This window comes from Acinetobacter sp. CS-2 (assembly GCF_016599715.1).
GTDB lineage: Bacteria > Pseudomonadota > Gammaproteobacteria > Pseudomonadales > Moraxellaceae > Acinetobacter.
Genome location: NZ_CP067019.1, coordinates 2,251,718 through 2,267,625 on the forward strand (window position 1 = coordinate 2,251,718; position 15,908 = coordinate 2,267,625).

13 protein-coding genes and 1 tRNA gene are annotated in these 15,908 nt (G+C 41.0%); 8 read left to right on the forward strand and 6 right to left on the reverse strand.

What is annotated here, in order from left to right; translation table 11 throughout:
* Positions 1-114: 114 nt before the first annotated feature.
* The gene (locus tag JFY49_RS11110; protein ID WP_200222933.1) at positions 115-3,210 is read right to left on the reverse strand and encodes a multidrug efflux RND transporter permease subunit; all 3,096 of its coding nucleotides are present in this window, start codon (positions 3,208-3,210) and stop codon (positions 115-117) included.
* A gap of 315 nt (positions 3,211-3,525) precedes the next feature.
* On the opposite strand from JFY49_RS11110, the gene JFY49_RS11115 reads away from it, so the two are divergent.
* Positions 3,526-3,900 (forward strand): diacylglycerol kinase, encoded by a 375-nt coding sequence (locus tag JFY49_RS11115; RefSeq protein ID WP_200224865.1) that lies wholly within the window; start codon positions 3,526-3,528, stop codon positions 3,898-3,900.
* A 135-nt stretch (positions 3,901-4,035) separates the two neighbouring features.
* Here the strand turns inward: JFY49_RS11115 and JFY49_RS11120 are convergent, their stop codons facing one another.
* Positions 4,036-5,640 carry an isocitrate lyase gene (locus tag JFY49_RS11120; RefSeq protein WP_086196262.1) on the reverse strand — a complete coding sequence of 535 codons (1,605 nt, stop codon included), beginning with the start codon at positions 5,638-5,640 and terminating at the stop codon, positions 4,036-4,038.
* A gap of 654 nt (positions 5,641-6,294) precedes the next feature.
* Here JFY49_RS11120 and JFY49_RS11125 point away from each other — a divergent pair.
* From JFY49_RS11125 to JFY49_RS11140, 4 genes are all read left to right on the forward strand, one after another.
* Positions 6,295-7,284 carry a LysR family transcriptional regulator gene (locus JFY49_RS11125; protein ID WP_086196263.1) on the forward strand — a complete coding sequence of 330 codons (990 nt, stop codon included), beginning with the start codon at positions 6,295-6,297 and terminating at the stop codon, positions 7,282-7,284.
* Positions 7,285-7,411: 127 nt separating this feature from the next.
* On the forward strand, positions 7,412-8,740 hold the full coding sequence (locus tag JFY49_RS11130) for a hemolysin family protein (protein ID WP_200222935.1): 1,329 nt from the start codon (positions 7,412-7,414) through the stop codon (positions 8,738-8,740).
* A gap of 56 nt (positions 8,741-8,796) precedes the next feature.
* On the forward strand, positions 8,797-9,072 hold the full coding sequence (locus JFY49_RS11135; protein WP_395518553.1) for a hypothetical protein: 276 nt from the start codon (positions 8,797-8,799) through the stop codon (positions 9,070-9,072).
* A gap of 159 nt (positions 9,073-9,231) precedes the next feature.
* On the forward strand, positions 9,232-10,107 hold the full coding sequence (locus JFY49_RS11140) for an IS982 family transposase (RefSeq protein ID WP_200222939.1): 876 nt from the start codon (positions 9,232-9,234) through the stop codon (positions 10,105-10,107).
* A gap of 16 nt (positions 10,108-10,123) precedes the next feature.
* Here the strand turns inward: JFY49_RS11140 and JFY49_RS11145 are convergent, their stop codons facing one another.
* Positions 10,124-10,630 (reverse strand): hypothetical protein, encoded by a 507-nt coding sequence (locus JFY49_RS11145; RefSeq protein WP_086196266.1) that lies wholly within the window; start codon positions 10,628-10,630, stop codon positions 10,124-10,126.
* A 299-nt stretch (positions 10,631-10,929) separates the two neighbouring features.
* Between JFY49_RS11145 and JFY49_RS11150 the strand changes: the two genes are divergently transcribed.
* From JFY49_RS11150 to JFY49_RS11160, 3 genes are all read left to right on the forward strand, one after another.
* Positions 10,930-11,661 carry a hypothetical protein gene (locus JFY49_RS11150; RefSeq protein ID WP_200222941.1) on the forward strand — a complete coding sequence of 244 codons (732 nt, stop codon included), beginning with the start codon at positions 10,930-10,932 and terminating at the stop codon, positions 11,659-11,661.
* A gap of 139 nt (positions 11,662-11,800) precedes the next feature.
* Positions 11,801-11,886, forward strand: a tRNA-Leu gene (locus tag JFY49_RS11155).
* A gap of 160 nt (positions 11,887-12,046) precedes the next feature.
* On the forward strand, positions 12,047-12,406 hold the full coding sequence (locus JFY49_RS11160; protein ID WP_200222943.1) for a hypothetical protein: 360 nt from the start codon (positions 12,047-12,049) through the stop codon (positions 12,404-12,406).
* Positions 12,407-12,414: 8 nt separating this feature from the next.
* On the opposite strand, the gene JFY49_RS11165 is transcribed toward JFY49_RS11160, so the two are convergent.
* From JFY49_RS11165 to ftsH, 3 genes are all read right to left on the reverse strand, one after another.
* The gene (locus JFY49_RS11165; protein WP_200222945.1) at positions 12,415-12,729 is read right to left on the reverse strand and encodes a DUF5713 family protein; all 315 of its coding nucleotides are present in this window, start codon (positions 12,727-12,729) and stop codon (positions 12,415-12,417) included.
* Positions 12,730-12,923: 194 nt separating this feature from the next.
* Entirely contained in the window at positions 12,924-13,781 is an 858-nt protein-coding gene (gene folP / locus JFY49_RS11170; RefSeq protein WP_200222947.1) for a dihydropteroate synthase, read from the reverse strand.
* A gap of 132 nt (positions 13,782-13,913) precedes the next feature.
* On the reverse strand, positions 13,914-15,803 hold the full coding sequence (ftsH, locus tag JFY49_RS11175) for an ATP-dependent zinc metalloprotease FtsH (protein WP_200222954.1): 1,890 nt from the start codon (positions 15,801-15,803) through the stop codon (positions 13,914-13,916).
* Positions 15,804-15,908 lie beyond the last annotated feature (105 nt).

The following is a 15,908-nucleotide window of genomic DNA, read 5'->3' on the forward strand; positions in this document are numbered from 1 at the left end:
TTTGACTGAGACATTTACAAAGATATCTTAACTATTGAACAGTCTTATATAACAAGAAAATCCTTCAATATTCTCTTTTCGCTAAAGGAATATTGAAGGATAGAACTAATCAGATTATGTTTTCGGTTTGGTTTTCAACAGGGTACGAATCAGCACATACATAAAGGGAATAAAAATCAGCACCAAAACGGTCGCAAACATCACTCCACCTAATACGCTCACCCCGATTTCCTGACGGCTAGCAGCCCCTGCACCAAAGGCAAATACCAACGGAATTACCCCTGCACCAAAGGCCAGAGAAGTCATCAGAATTGGGCGTAAACGCAGACTGGCCCCTTCCAGTGCAGCCTCAATCACACTGCGACCTTGTTGCTCGGCAAGTGCGGCAAACTCGACAATTAAAATGGCATTTTTACAGGACAAACCCATTGTGGTGAGCAAAGCAATCTGGAAATAAATGTCGTTTGGAAAACCGGCAAAATAACTGAACAGGATATTGCCGCCAATCCCCAAAGGAATGGCACTTAATACCGTCGTAGGAATAGACCAGCTTTCGTACAGTGCCGCCAGACATAGGAAAATAAAGCCGATTGACAGCACATACAGCAATAAAGCCTGATTACTGGACTGTTTTTCTTCATAGGACAAACCGCTCCATGCCACGTCTATCCCCGGGTGCTGTGCCACCAGTTGCTCAACATCCCCCATTGCCACGCCCGAGCTGACATCCTTGGCAGTATCCGCTTCCATTTGTAGGGCGGTATAGCCCATATAACGGTTTACCACATCTGGCCCGCCACTCCAGCTGACCGTGGCAAAATTGCTAAAAGACACCATCTGATTCAAGTCATTGCGCACATACCAATATTGCAGGTCTTCAGGTTTAGAACGGAATTCGGCATCGCCCTGCATCATCACCCGTTTAATCCGGCCGCGATCAATAAAATCATTGATATAGCTGCCACCCCATGCACTCGCCAAGGTACTGTTAATGGCGGTTTGTGACAGTCCATTGGCCATCGCCAGTTTCTGGTCAATATTGACCTTCAAACCGGCTTTATCAGGATTTGAACGCTTATCCAGATTTTCAAAAGTGCTGTATTGTTTTGCCTGCTGCTGCAATTGCTTAAACTGGCTATCCAGATAGGCACGACCTTGACCATTGATATCACGAATCCAGAAATCCAGCCCGTCAGTCTGGCCTAAACCACTGACCGAAGCCGGCATCGTCACATTAATCTGTGCATTCGGATTCTTTTTAAAATGCTTTAAGGCGCGTTCCCGAATCGCTTGGGCTGAATTTTCTTTGCCAGAACGCTCATCCCAAGGCTTTAAGGCAATAAAACCCTGACCTAAGTTTTGTCCCGTTCCCGCCATATTACGACCATAACGCACCATCACAAGATTTACATTCTGTTTTTCATTTTGCAAAAAATACTGTCTAATCTGCTCACCAATTTCGGAACTTTTCGACATCGGTGCACCATCTGCCAGCTTAAACTGCACATTGAGAATGCCCTGATCTTCACTGGGAATAAAACTGGTCGGCAAGGCCCGATAAAACAAGGCAAAAACACTGATCAGTGCAGCAAACAGTAGCAAACAAATGGCTTTATGCTGCAAAGTCAAAGTCGATAATTGAAGATAGCGCCTTTTTAAGCCATCCAAGTTTTGATTGAACCAAACCGCCCATCGGGCAGGCTGTGGATTCGGCTTTAAAATCAGAGCGCATAAAGCTGGCGTTAAAATCAGGGCAACAGCCAGCGATAAAGCCATAGCGACAACTAAAGTAATGGAAAACTGGCGGTAAATTACCCCGGTTGAACCACCAAAAAATGCCATGGGAATAAACACCGCTGTCAGTACCAGCGTGATCCCCACCAATGCCCCACTAATTTCCTGCATGGATTCAAGTGATGCCTGCTGAGCCGTCAGGTTTTTCTCATGCATCAGCCGCTCAATATTTTCCACCACCACAATGGCATCATCCACCAGCAGCCCAATCGCCAGGACCAGAGCAAAAAGGGTGAGCGTATTGATACTCAAGCCAAGCACATACAATATCGCCATCGTGCCCAGCAGGACCACCGGTACGGTAATTGCTGGAATCAGCGTCGCGCGCCAGTTTTGCAGGAACAGGAACATCACCACAATCACCAGCAACACGGCCTCCACCAGGGTTTTCACCACTTCTTTAATGGATTCTTTGACAAATGGCGTATTATCACGCGGATAAACCAGCTTATAGCCTTCAGGAAGCTGCTTCGAAATCTGCTCCACTTCAGCCTGAATCAGTGCTGAAGTCGCCAGGGCATTGGCACCGGAAGCCAGCGAAATACCTATCCCGGCAGAAGGAAAGCCGTTGATGGTATTCATGGATTGATAATTTTCTGCCCCCAGTTCAATTCGGGCGACATCTTTTAAATAAATAAAGCTGCCATCACGCGCAGATTTGACAATGATATTTTCAAATTCCGGCACCGTTTTTAAACGTGAACCAGAAGTGACTTTGGCATTTAAATACTGGTCTGCTACTGTCGGTAAATCACCCACCGCCCCTGCTGCAACCTGGGTATTTTGCGCTTCAATAGCGGCGCGGATATCACTCGGCATTAAATTGTATTGTTTTAATTTTAACGGGTTTAGCCAGATGCGCATGGCATATTGCGAACCAAAGACATCAACCTCCCCCACACCATCTATACGTGCCAGATCTTCTTCCAGGTGGGTCTGCATGTAGTCGGATAAGGCAATGCTGTCACTTTTTCCCGAAGCATCATATAGGCCAATGACCATGTGCGTGTCACCCAGTGACTTGAATACATTCACTCCCTGACGTTGCACTTCATCCGGTAAACGGTTCAGCACGCCATTAATTGCATTTTGTACCTGGACTTGTGCAGTATCGGGATCAGTGCCATTTTCAAAACTGATGTTAATGCGACTGCGCCCGGATGAATCACTGCTGGAACTAAAATACAGCAAATGATCAATGCCTTTTATTTGCTGTTCCAGCACCTGGGTGACACTTTCTTCCACCGTTTCTGCTGAAGCACCATTGTAGCTGGCACTGACGCTAATCCGTGGCGGGGCGATGTCAGGAAAGCGCTCTACCGGTAAATTCAGCGTTGCAAAAACCCCAAAAGCCATCAGGATAATGGCTAAAACACCTGCAAAAATCGGTCGATGAATAAAAAATCTAGACAGCATATATCCTGGTCACTTAAGTGCTAAGGTATAAAAAAATTCAACTCGATCATTGAATAACTAAAATGATTGATCTGATCTTGATCATCAATGACAAAACTATAAAAGCCAATCATATTTAACAGAAAAATAAGACTTTGCCTTAAATAAGGAGAAAATGTGAAGGAGTTTTCTTTATTAAATTACCACGGCTTTTAAAGCAAGCTTAGGACATATTTTTTACTATTGCATTTCAATATTTTAATTAAGTTAATGTAATTAATTTTTGCTTAAGCAAAACCAAATATGATGGTGCAAATTATTGAATATTTAAGTGCAATGAACTCTTATTCCCCCTTTAAAGGTAAAACCGGTGTTAAGCGTGTATTGAATGCAACCCAGTATTCTCTTGCTGGTTTTAAATCTGCATTTATCCATGAAGCCGCTTTTCGTCAAATCGTCCTGATCAATGTCGTACTCATTCCGGGCAGTTTTTTTCTTGATGTGACCGCGGTTGAACAAGCGCTCATGGTTGCTGTCTGCTTACTGGCTTTGATTGTGGAATTATTGAATTCAGCAATTGAAGCCGTGGTCGATCGTATTTCTTTGGACAAACATCCACTTTCAAAAAATGCCAAAGACATGGGCAGTGCTGCACAGTTTGTAGCCCTTGGCATCATCTTCTTTGTCTGGCTGATTATTTTAATCCAGTAATCATTTTACGGCTTTCATCTTTATCAATTTTCAAAAAGCACCTTTTATCAGGTGCTTTTTTATATCTCATTCTAAACTTTCTTTAAGACATAAAAAAACCCGGCTTGTGCCGGGTTTTTTGAATCAGTTCAGTGCTTAGTGAGCAGAGAATTGGTTCATAGTGTTTTTAGAGTCATCACCAGCTTTAAGGGCATTGTCACCAGCGAAGATTTCTTTGTGGTCGTCACCGATGTCAGAACCCGCCATTGCTTGGTGTTTCACACAAGCGATGGTACCGCGGATTTCTTTACGTTGTACGCCAGCAACATAAGCCAACATACCTTCAGAACCGAAGTAACCTTGAGCAAGCTCGTGAGTAGAAAGAGCAGCTGTGTGGTAAGTCGGAAGTGTGATCAAGTGGTGGAACACACCTGCTTCACGAGAAGCATCTGCCTGGAATGTACGAACTTTTTCGTCAGCTTCAGCAGCTAATTCAGTAGCATCGTACTCAGCGCTCATTAATTTAGCACGGTCGTAAGCAGAAACGTCTTTACCTTCAGCAACCCAACGGTCGTAAGCTTGTTGACGGAAGTTTAAAGTCCAGTTGAACGATGGTGAGTTGTTATAAACAAGTTTCGCATTTGGAACAACTTCTTTAACACGGTTCACCATGTGAGCGATTTCGTCAACGTTTGGAGTTGCAGTTTCGATCCAAAGCAGGTCAGCACCGTTTTGTAGGCTAGTTACACAGTCAAGTACAACGCGGTCGATTTGAGTGCCTTCGCGGAACTGGTACAAACCAGATGCTAAACGTTTAGGACGGTGAAGTTTACCATCACGTTTGATCAGAATTTCGTCTTCTTGCGCTTCTGAAATGTCAATTTCAGTTGTGTCTAAGTAGCTGATGTATTGAGAAGCGATGTCACCTGGCTCTTTAACCACTGGGATTTTTTGAGTCAAGTCAGCGCCTTCAGAGTCAGTACGTGCAACGATGATACCGTCGTCAAGACCCATTTCTAAAAATGCATAGCGAAGCGCGTGGATTTTCGCGATGAAGTCTTCGTGTGGAACTGTTACTTTACCAGCTTGGTGACCACATTGTTTAGCATCAGAAACCTGGTTTTCGATTTGTAGTGCACAAGCACCCGCTTCGATCATTTTCTTAGCAAGTAAGTAAGTCGCTTCTTCGTTACCGAAACCAGCATCGATGTCCGCAATAATTGGCACAACGTGAGTTTGGAAACCGTCGATTTGAGCAGTGATTTCAGCAGCTTTAGCAGTGTCACCAGCATCTTGTGCTTTTTTAAGTGCACGGAACAAATCGTTTAATTCTTTCGCATCAGCTTGACGCAAGAATGTATAGATTTCTTCGATCAATGCAGGAACAGAAGTTTTTTCGTGCATAGATTGGTCAGGAAGTGGACCGAATTCTGAACGAAGAGCTGCAACCATCCAGCCAGAAAGGTAGATATAACGGCGTTCAGTCGTACCGAAGTATTTTTTGTTCGCAATCATTTTTTGTTGTGCGATGAAACCGTGCCAGCAACCTAATGATTGAGTATATTTGCTAGAATCAGCATCATAAGCAGCCATATCACGACGCATAATCGCAGCTGTATATTTAGCAATGTCTAAACCAGTTTTGAAACGGTTTTGCATTTGCATACGTGCAGCGTCTTCAGCACTGATGTCTGCCCAAGTGTTGCCGAATTTCGCTTTTAATTCGCGGATTGCATCAATCGCTGTTTGGTATGTAGTCATGATATTTTCCTGTAATAATATTAGGATTTCATCAAGCGAAGGCTAAAATCACACTCATATTATTTGTTCAGATTTAGAGCGCTTCGTTAAGATGAACACAGATTAGATTGAGTTAAAAAATTAATCCAATATTCTCGATTAATTCCCAGTATTTATTTAAAAAATATGTAGATCAAAGTCTTATTATATTTATGTTTCAAAATTTTAAATTATTGTTTTAATTAACTTTATTTTAATTACTCAAAATCATTTTTTGCTTACAAAGTGTTCGTAATGCCGATTTTTTCTTCATTAGACTTAAGTCGTGCTTTGAAAGGAAAAAGCTTGACCAGCTACTTTTTTAGTCATTTATGTAAATTTTTAATCAAAATCATCAAAATATGACTGTATTTTATTTCTTCTATTTTCTCTTTATAGCTCACTCAATAAAGGCCTTTATCTGGTATTAAAATCTGCGAATTTTTCTCTCTGATTCATTTAACTTTACTTCAATAAGTGTGGCGTTTACCCTCGTTAATTCATTCATTAATTCATTTTATCTATATAAAATTCCACGATTATCCCGTCTCTTTTTTCATCAATATTCCTACACAAGCCTTGTCGCTTATGGCATAATCGAAATAATTTCATGAGCTTATTTTCGGTATTTCTTGTATGAATCTGGAGCGGGTCGATCTCAATCTATTAATATATCTTGATGTACTGCTTCGCGAAAAAAATGTCACGCGTGCCGCAGAACAATTGGGTGTAACCCAACCTGCCATGAGTAACATTTTGCGTCGTTTACGCAATTTATTTAATGATCCGCTGTTAATTCGTTCTTCTGAAGGAATGACCCCCACAGAACGTGCTTTGGAATTACAGCCACGTATCCGTGATGCCTTGTCTGATCTTTCAATGATTCTGGAACCGCGTACCGAGTTCCGTCCTTATACATCGAATCGTGTTTTCCGCATTATGACCTCGGACTATGCTGAAGCGACTTTAGTACCACGTTTGGTTAAAGCCTTACGCTCCGAAGCACCCAATGTGGTACTGGACTTTTTAACTCCCAGTGACGTGTCCTACCGTGACATGGAACAAGGCAAAGTCGATCTGGCGATTAACCGTTTCAATGAAATTCCGCAAAGTTTCCACCAGGTCCTGGTCTGGCGAGACAGTTTTTCCTGTTTGCTCAATAGCAAGCATCCTGCTGCAGGAAATTTAAACCTTAAAAGTTATTTAGATGCACAGCATATTTGGGTCTCTAAAACAGGGATGGGTGTTGGCTTTGGGGTCAATCCTGAAAAACAGGCCGGTTTGGGCTGGATTGATCAGGCTTTGGAACGTATTGGTCAAAAGCGTAAAATTTCGGTATTTACCCGTCACTATCAAATGCCCGGATTATTGGCTGCCAATGTTGACCTCGTTGCGACTTTGCCAACACGCATTGCACGTTTACAGGCTAAAAACCAGAACCTGCTGATGAAAGATCCACCCTTCTATATTCCCGAGTTTGAATTGAAGATGGCATGGTGTCCGTTATTGCATCATCACCCAGCACATCGCTGGTTGCGCCAGCTCATTCTATATGTGGCTCGCCAAATGATCGAAGAAGAAAATCGTGAATTTTTAATGAATAATTCGCAATTTTCACATTATTAAGCACAATTTTTCTTAAATTCTTCTTTTTTAAGCTTATACTGTATTTAGTCGGGTAGTCATTTCATTACTACCTGACCTTCTTTTATGTTAAAAATATTCATAATAATGATGATCCACAGGTGGATTTGTGAGCCTCTTTCAAAATATCGTCATCATCATCATCCTCATTGCGGGTGCGGGATTCTTATCGCTCACCGAAATTGCCCTGGCGGGTGCACGTAAAGTTAAACTAAAAATACTGGCTGAATCAGGGGATGAACGTGCTCAGCAAGTGTTGGATTTACAGGAAAATTCAGCAGACTTTTTTGCAGCTTCACAAATCGGTTTAAATGCTGTTGCTATTCTTGGCGGTATTTTAGGTGAAGGTGCTTTCCGTCCTTATTTTCTCGAGCTAGTTTCACGTTTCTATACGGGTGCGTGGGCTGAAACGATCGGTTTTGCCTTGTCTTTTACTTTAGTCACGTCATTATTCATTCTGTTTGCAGACTTGATGCCAAAACGTCTGGCCATGATTGCACCGGAAAAAATTGCTGTATCTGTGATCAACCCGATTCAAATTTTTATTAGCGTATGTCGTCCACTGGCCTGGTTCATTAATGCCATTGCCAATCTGTTATTTCGCCTGTTCAAGGTCAATACCACCCGTGAAGACAACATCACCTTTGATGATATTTCTGCTGTCATGGATGCAGGTGCGCAGGCAGGTGTATTACAGAAACAGGAACATCACTTTATTGAAAACGTGTTTGAGCTTGAAGAACGTAATGTTCCTTCGAGTATGACAACTCGTGAAAATGTCATCTATTTTACTTTGAAAGAATCTGAAGCCAGTATCCGGCAAAAACTGGCTGAATATCCTTATTCCAAGTTTCTGGTGTGTAGTGAAAATATTGATGATGTGATTGGTTATGTTGATGCTAAAGATATTCTGGTGCGTATTCTGAATAACCAGTCTTTACTGCAACTCAATGAAAGTACCATTCGTAATGTATTGACCATTCCAGATACTTTGACTTTATCTGAATTACTGGACCGTTTCCGTTCCACCAAAGAAAAGTTTGCGGTGGTAATTAACGAATATGCCTTGGTGGTTGGCGTAATTACCTTGTCTGATATTATGATTACCGTCATGGGCGACTGGGTCACGCCAATTGAAGCTGATCAGCAAATTATCAAGCGCGATAACAATTCCTGGCTGATTGATGGTAGCACGCCAATTGAGGACCTGAAACATGCCCTTGAAATTGATGAAATGCCGGATGAAGAAAATTATGAAACACTTGCCGGTTTCATGATGTACCGTCTACGCAAGATTCCACGCCCTGCCGATACAGTGATCTATGGTAACTATAAATTTGAAGTAGTGGATGTTGACCATTTTAAAATTGACCAACTCTTAGTTACGCGTCTTTTAAAACAGGTCGAAACCGATGAAAATAAAGAAGAATCAGATTAATCTGATTCTTCTCACCTTAACTTAAAATAAAAATTAGATAGATAAAAACCATGAATATTTCAGTGACCGCCCTGCTCGCCTGCCTGAGTTTCTATTCAGGTCTTTATATGATTTATTATTTTTTCACCCGGCAAACCCAGCCTGTGATTCTGATTTTAGCAATTGTATTGCTTATTTTAGCGTGCTGGATCACGCCCTATAGTTATGAACGCTCAAGAAAAAATTATGATTCAACCATGCGGATCGGTGAGTTTTTCTGGTATCCCTTGATCAGCTGGTGGCGACTTTTTATTTGGCCCATCAGCATATTACTGGCTTGGCTTTATACATAAATTTTTTCTGCTTATTCATGCACAAAAAAGCACCACAAGGTGCTTTTTTAACGAAATACTTAACCTGAGTTCGACATAAAAAAGAAACAAAGAAAAAGCCTTTGAAGTTGTAAGATTTTGGTTCTAAAGACAAAAAACTGCAACAACAAAGGCTTTCCCGTGGATTATATTACTGAAATATTCTGTTTAATAGATGACTTTTGCAAAGATTTTGAATCAACATTAAAAACGGCTCTCATTTCCGACCAACAACCAAGACGACAGAGAGCTAAAGCCCTGTGTTTATCTGAAATCATGACCATCACGGTACTGTTCCATCAATCAGGTTTTAGATTCTTCAAATATTATTACAACCATATGATTCGACCCTTCTGGAAAGAAGCATTTCCTACACTGCCCAGCTATAACAGAATGATTGAATTATTACCTCAATGTCTGACAGCATTAACGTGTTTCTTTCATCAAATTAAAGGTCAATGTACAGGAATTAGCTTAATTGATTCAACTAAACTGATCGTTTGCCATAATCGTCGTATTGCAAGGAATAAGGTTTTTAAGGGCCTGGCAGGACGAGGAAAAAGCAGTACGGGTTGGTTTTATGGTTTTAAATTACACATGGTTATCAATCAATTAGGTGAAATTATTAATATTGCATTTACATCAGGAAATGTTCACGATGTCAAAATGCTGGATGTGTTAGGTCAAGGCTTAAGTGGAGTTTTACTCGCAGATAAGGGATATATCAGTAAAGCTAAAGCCGAAGTTTTATCACAGCGAGGGCTTAAGATTTTAACGACTGGACGTAAGAATATGAAGAACCTGCCTCAATATAATGAGATGGAGAAGCAGCTTCTTTCAAAACGGGGATTGATTGAAACCGTGAATGATCAGCTAAAAAACTTGCATCAGATTGACCATACCCGACATCGCTCGGTTAACAATTTTATGGTCAATCTAATGGCAGCAATCATCGCTTATTGTTTATCACCAAATAAACCAACATTTAAAAACATGCTTAATTATCAATCAAATTAAGTCGAACTCAGGTTACTTAGTACTTGCTGATCAGTTCATCCAGTACAGCCTGATAGTGAATAGTAATGTCATCTTCCAGAATCTTGTAAGCATTGTCGAACTGCACCATTGGCCAGCCTTCTTTCCAGAACGGGAAAATATTATGCAAGTCGTGAGTCACAGTCGCATCTTCACGGGTAATGGCCTGTGCAATTTGTGATAAAACCTGTGCTGTTTCGGCCCCATCAATAGCTAAGTAATCAATGCCGTGCGCTTTTAAAATACGAATACGGTCTTTTTTATAACGAATTTTTTTACTTTGTGCTTCATTTAAATGTAGGGCCAAAGTGACAGCTTCAACAAACTTGCTTTCAAAACTGGCATTTAAAGCAACTAGGGCATTTTTATGTGCCTCTTGACGACCAGCTTTACCCCCATTACGGATCATCTCATTCGCTTCAGTATTTAGCACATCGCTTTTCATGGACTGTAAAATGTCTAAAATTTCGATATCGCTTAAAGATTCAGGAGATTGATCAGTCATGAACTGTCCTTGGACAAAAATAAGAAAGGGCTATTTTCGCATAATTCCTCACTGAATACAGGAATAAAATTAAGCTCCCGAGTCGATTCATCATTTAGCGGTTTAAAACATGACCCTAAGATTAAGTAAATTGGCGCAATACATCTCAGCCATTATGAATATGCTAAAAACTCATGCCTGCATGTGAAATAAATAGAGCTTAGCCTTGAAATAAGGAATCTGTAATTTTCTGATTTTTCTCTGTTAAATGCTTTCAAATCCTTTATATTAGCTCTAATTTTTATGTTTCTTTAATTCTTATGATCAGTAATAAACAAACGGCAATTTTTTTAAATCAATTGCGGGAACAGTACCCGGCAGCATTTAAAAGAAATTATTTGTTTTACAGCATGATCAAAACTAAAGGAATTTTAGATGAACTGAAGGAGCTAATTCCCTGGGTTCTGGCCGCAATGATTTTTATCTCGCTTTCGATGAGTTTGGGTCATTTCATTGCTAGCCAATTTCCGCAATTCAATGCTTTTCGTGCCCAAGGCATTGCTGTGTTAGCCATTATGTTGTTGTTTATGCTTTATACGCCCGTGGTCATCAAACAGATCAAACATAGCTCTACTTCTTTATATCAGCAACTTCGCCATACTCCGGTTAAACTTGCTGTACTCATTGTGCTACAAGCCATCAATATCGCTTATATTGAAAGTACGGTTTTACAAATTATTCTTTTTTTCTTTGCCTTGAGTTTTGGTTTTGTTCGTTTTTATAAAGAAAATATGTTCCGTGAAGGTACACAAAACGAACAATATTTTTATCTGCAAGAAACCCGCCGCATTTGTTTTTGGGCCTATAAGCAGGTGTTAAAGATTCAGTTAAAAAGCCTATTCCTGAGAAAAAACTCATCTGCCCTTCATAAGCTACAACAACAAGAAAAACAGTTTATCGATTTGCATATACAGCTGATTCGTTATGAAAATGAACTGTGCAAAACACACAAGCATATAGATGTCGAAACCTATCTGGATAGCTTGATGTAGATGACATAACCATTTTAAGAGGAAAAGTTTAGTCAAAGCCCTATTTTATAGCGATAAGCACATGAATTGATTGAAAAGAAAGCAAATACACGGAAAGATACTTGCCAAGTTTTATTTCCTCCACTATTATGGCGCACATGCCCGAGTGGTGAAATCGGTAGACACAGGGGATTTAAAATCCCCCGCCCACAAAGCGTGCCAGTTCGAGTCTGGCCTCGGGCACCATTTTAATATGTATTAAAGTAGTGCGACAAAAGATCCAGCGATAAGCTGGTTTTTTTATGCCTGAATGATTAGAGTAAATCATTTAATCCAATAACAAGAAACAATAACCATGAACCTGCTAAAAATATATCATCTGCTCTTAATCAATTTGTTGATATGTATGAGTTCAAACTTGGTTTATGCCCAAGAAACTCTGGAAAAACAACCAACTGAAATTATTTATGACCTGTTTTCTGGAACCATTAGCGAAGATAAAGAGCAACTCATGTTAAACCACTGTACTTTGGCAAAGTATCAGTATCCCCTGCATTTTAATCATAGCGAAGATGAAAAACGAATTCGAAAACTCATTCAACAAGACCCAAACTTCTGGCTTAATTTAAGCGCTCATACTTATGAAGAAAACAATAAATATCATTTAGTCGTGAATGGAATATCCGAAATTCATCTGAAAGCCAGTTGCCATCTGACCGATCTGCTGTCCAATTTAGACTCACCGAAAAACACAACCCACCAATAGAGAGTGACTTACCACTCTCTATTTGATACCAGTTCTTCCATTTCAATATCCATATAACCGTTCTCTTGCACCACCATCATCATGGCTTCAGCAATATAATCGGCCGCCGTATCATCCAAGGAAGAATCCAAATCCTCAAATTGCGGTTTCATCTTATTGATTAGAATCACGGTTTCAGCAGCAAAATGATAAATTTCAGCTTCAGATAAATCAGGCTTAGCCACCTTCTTTGCAAACTGTTTAATGGCCTGCTTAACTTCAGCCACAAGAATATCGGGATAATATTCATCATCAAACATCGGGAGAAGTAAATCTTCAAACATACAACACTCAAAAAAGACATGCATTAAAGCGAGCTTGTATAACACAAAGCAACAAAATTACCAAACGCTACAATAAAAAAGGTGATTTCCCCCATTTTTATTGACATGTCTTTGAAGTAATTAAATATGAGTCAACAATTACACCTTAAACTAAAAAAGCTCGATACCTTATCGAGCTTTTTTATATACCTAGGTTATACACCCAGATTATTCATCGCCTGCCATACTTTAATGGCATCACTCATTGCCTTGACGTCATGTGCTCGTACCATGCAGGCCCCCTGTTGAATACTAAATAAATGAGCAGCAACAGAACCCATCGCACGATTTTGAGCATCCGCCCCACCCAGAGCTTCACCAATAAAGCGCTTCCGGGAAAGTGCCGATAAAATTGGATAACCCATATCATTCAATTTATAAAATTCATTTAACAGCTTCAAATTTTGCTGTGCATTTTTAGCAAAACCAAAGCCCGGATCAATCACAATATTTTCAGGTTTTACCCCAGCCTGTATTGCATCATCTACTCTCTGCTGTAGCTCTTTAATCACATCAGTGGTTACATCATCATACTGGTCTAAATTATTCATAGTGGTGGGTTCGCCACGCATATGCATAATAATTACAGGAATATTCAACTCAGCAGCGGTTAGCAAGGCATGAGGACGGGTTAATGCACGCACATCATTCCAGATATGCGCCCCTGCTTGAACAGCAGCTTTTATCACTTCGGGTTGTGAGGTATCAATTGAAATAATGACATCATGCTTGGCCAATTCTTCAACTACAGGCACTACACGGCGTATTTCTTCATCCACCCCCACCACAGAAGCACCGGGACGGGTTGATTCACCCCCAACATCAATTATGCTTGCACCATCCTCTATCATCTGCAAGGCATACACTATGGCTTGGTCTTTGGTATTATGCTTTCCGCCATCACTGAAAGAGTCTGGAGTGACATTCAGAATCCCCATAACGTGGGGCTGAGACAAGTCCAACTTCATTTGACCACATTGCAGCATTCGATTAGGTAATGGCATCAATTGCATTATATTTCTCCTTCAAGCAATCCGGCTATTCTAACAACTCTACAATTTTACAGTCTGAAATCTTTTCAGACACCATTGCCTTATCCATAAAAAAAGAGCCTCATTTGAGACTCTTTTTTCTAACCATCCAACTTAGCTCGCTGGTAATGGTGGAGGAGTTGCAGAACCATCTGTTGGTGTTACATCAATCACCGGATTTTCAGCAACATATACTTTAGGTGGTTGTGGTTCACGACCTTCCATGATGTCACGGATTTGGTCACGATCGATCGTTTCCCATTCCATCAAAGCTTTCACCATGGCATGCGCGATCTCTTTGTGGTTTTCCAGAACCTCACGAGCAACTTTATACTGTTCATCCAGAATGCGGCGAACTTCGGCATCTACCTGCTGTTGCGTTGCTTCAGAAATGGTACGACTACCGACATTTCCAAAGAAACCGTTTTGGTTTTCATCTTCATAAACCATCACACCCATTCGGTCAGACATACCGTATTTAGTCACCATTGCACGTGCCATTTTAGTGGCACGTTCAAAATCATTTGAAGCACCGGTCGACATCTGATTGATAAACACTTCTTCGGCAATACGGCCACCAAATAAAATGGAAATCTCATTCAGCATCTTGTCTTTGTAATGACTAATTGCATCTTGTTCCGGCAACTGCCAAGTCACACCCAAAGCCCAACCACGCGGCATAATGGTCACTTTATGTACAGGGTCAGTACCCGGCAAAATTTCAGCCACAATCGCATGACCGGCTTCATGGTAAGCAGTAGCACGACGTTCTTCTTCACGAATCACCATCGATTTACGTTCAGGACCCATATAGATCTTATCTTTAGCATCTTCAAAGTCATGCATGTCGACTGTGTTCTTGTTACGACGGGCAGCAAATAACGCTGCTTCGTTTACAAGGTTCGCCAATTGTGCACCAGAGAAACCTGGAGTACCACGTGCCAGCACTCTGACATCCACACCCGTGTGTGAAGGCAATTTTTTCAAGTGTACATTCAGAATCTGTTCACGGCCTTTAATGTCTGGAAGGCCTACCATCACCTGACGGTCAAAACGGCCTGGACGAAGCAAGGCTTTATCCAGTACATCGGCACGGTTGGTTGCAGCAATGACGATAATGCCTTCATTACCTTCAAAACCATCCATTTCTACCAGCATCTGGTTGAGTGTCTGTTCACGTTCATCGTGACCACCGCCAGTACCTGAACCACGGTGACGACCGACCGCATCAATCTCGTCAATGAAGATGATACATGGTGCATGGCGTTTCGCCTGTTCAAACATGTCACGTACACGTGATGCACCGACACCCACGAACATTTCAACAAAGTCAGAACCCGAAATACTGAAGAATGGAACTTTTGCTTCACCAGCAATCGCTTTGGCAAGCAAGGTTTTACCGGTACCTGGAGGACCAACCATCAATACGCCTTTAGGAATACTTGCGCCCAGACGTTTAAATTTAGATGGATCTTTCAAGAAATCTACAATTTCAACAACTTCTTGTTTAGCTTCATCACAGCCAGCAACATCGCTAAAGGTGACTTTAATCTGGTCTTCAGACAGCATTTTGGCTTTCGATTTACCAAAGCTCATCGGACCGCTTTTGCCACCTGCACCACCACCCATGTTGCGCATAAAGAACATGAATAACAAAATGATTAAAAGTACAGGGAAGCTAGCGATAAGAAGTTGCATCAACAAACCTTGACGTTGCGGTGCAGTCCCTTCTACAACAACATTATGTTTAATGAGATTTGGCATCAGTTCCGGGTCTTGAACCGCAGGACGAATGCTTTCAAACTCTGAACCGTTTGTTTTTTCACCACGAATTCTTTCGCCATCAATGGTGACTTGCTTAATTTGACCAGCATTCACCGCTGAAACAAACTCTGAATAATTCATTGCAGTCGGTTGATTGCGGTCACTGATGTTACTGAAAATCAGAATCAGCACACCCAGTATAACCAGCCACAATACGGCATTCTTGAAGAGATCGCTCAAAGCTTTATTCCCATATCAATCTAATTTGATCATGCCCAAAAATGGGTGACCCTAATTTAAGCTGAAGATCAGCTTTGCAATATTTTAAAAATGTACAAAATGCAC

Coding starts and splice junctions, on each gene's coding strand:
- JFY49_RS11110 (WP_200222933.1), bottom strand. CDS start 3,210: ATGCTGTCTAGATTTTTTATTCATCGACCGATTTTTGCAGGTGTTTTA.
- JFY49_RS11115 (WP_200224865.1), top strand. CDS start 3,526: ATGAACTCTTATTCCCCCTTTAAAGGTAAAACCGGTGTTAAGCGTGTA.
- JFY49_RS11120 (WP_086196262.1), bottom strand. CDS start 5,640: ATGACTACATACCAAACAGCGATTGATGCAATCCGCGAATTAAAAGCG.
- JFY49_RS11125 (WP_086196263.1), top strand. CDS start 6,295: ATGAATCTGGAGCGGGTCGATCTCAATCTATTAATATATCTTGATGTA.
- JFY49_RS11145 (WP_086196266.1), bottom strand. CDS start 10,630: ATGACTGATCAATCTCCTGAATCTTTAAGCGATATCGAAATTTTAGAC.
- JFY49_RS11150 (WP_200222941.1), top strand. CDS start 10,930: ATGATCAGTAATAAACAAACGGCAATTTTTTTAAATCAATTGCGGGAA.
- JFY49_RS11160 (WP_200222943.1), top strand. CDS start 12,047: ATGAGTTCAAACTTGGTTTATGCCCAAGAAACTCTGGAAAAACAACCA.
- JFY49_RS11165 (WP_200222945.1), bottom strand. CDS start 12,729: ATGTTTGAAGATTTACTTCTCCCGATGTTTGATGATGAATATTATCCC.
- folP (WP_200222947.1), bottom strand. CDS start 13,781: ATGCAATTGATGCCATTACCTAATCGAATGCTGCAATGTGGTCAAATG.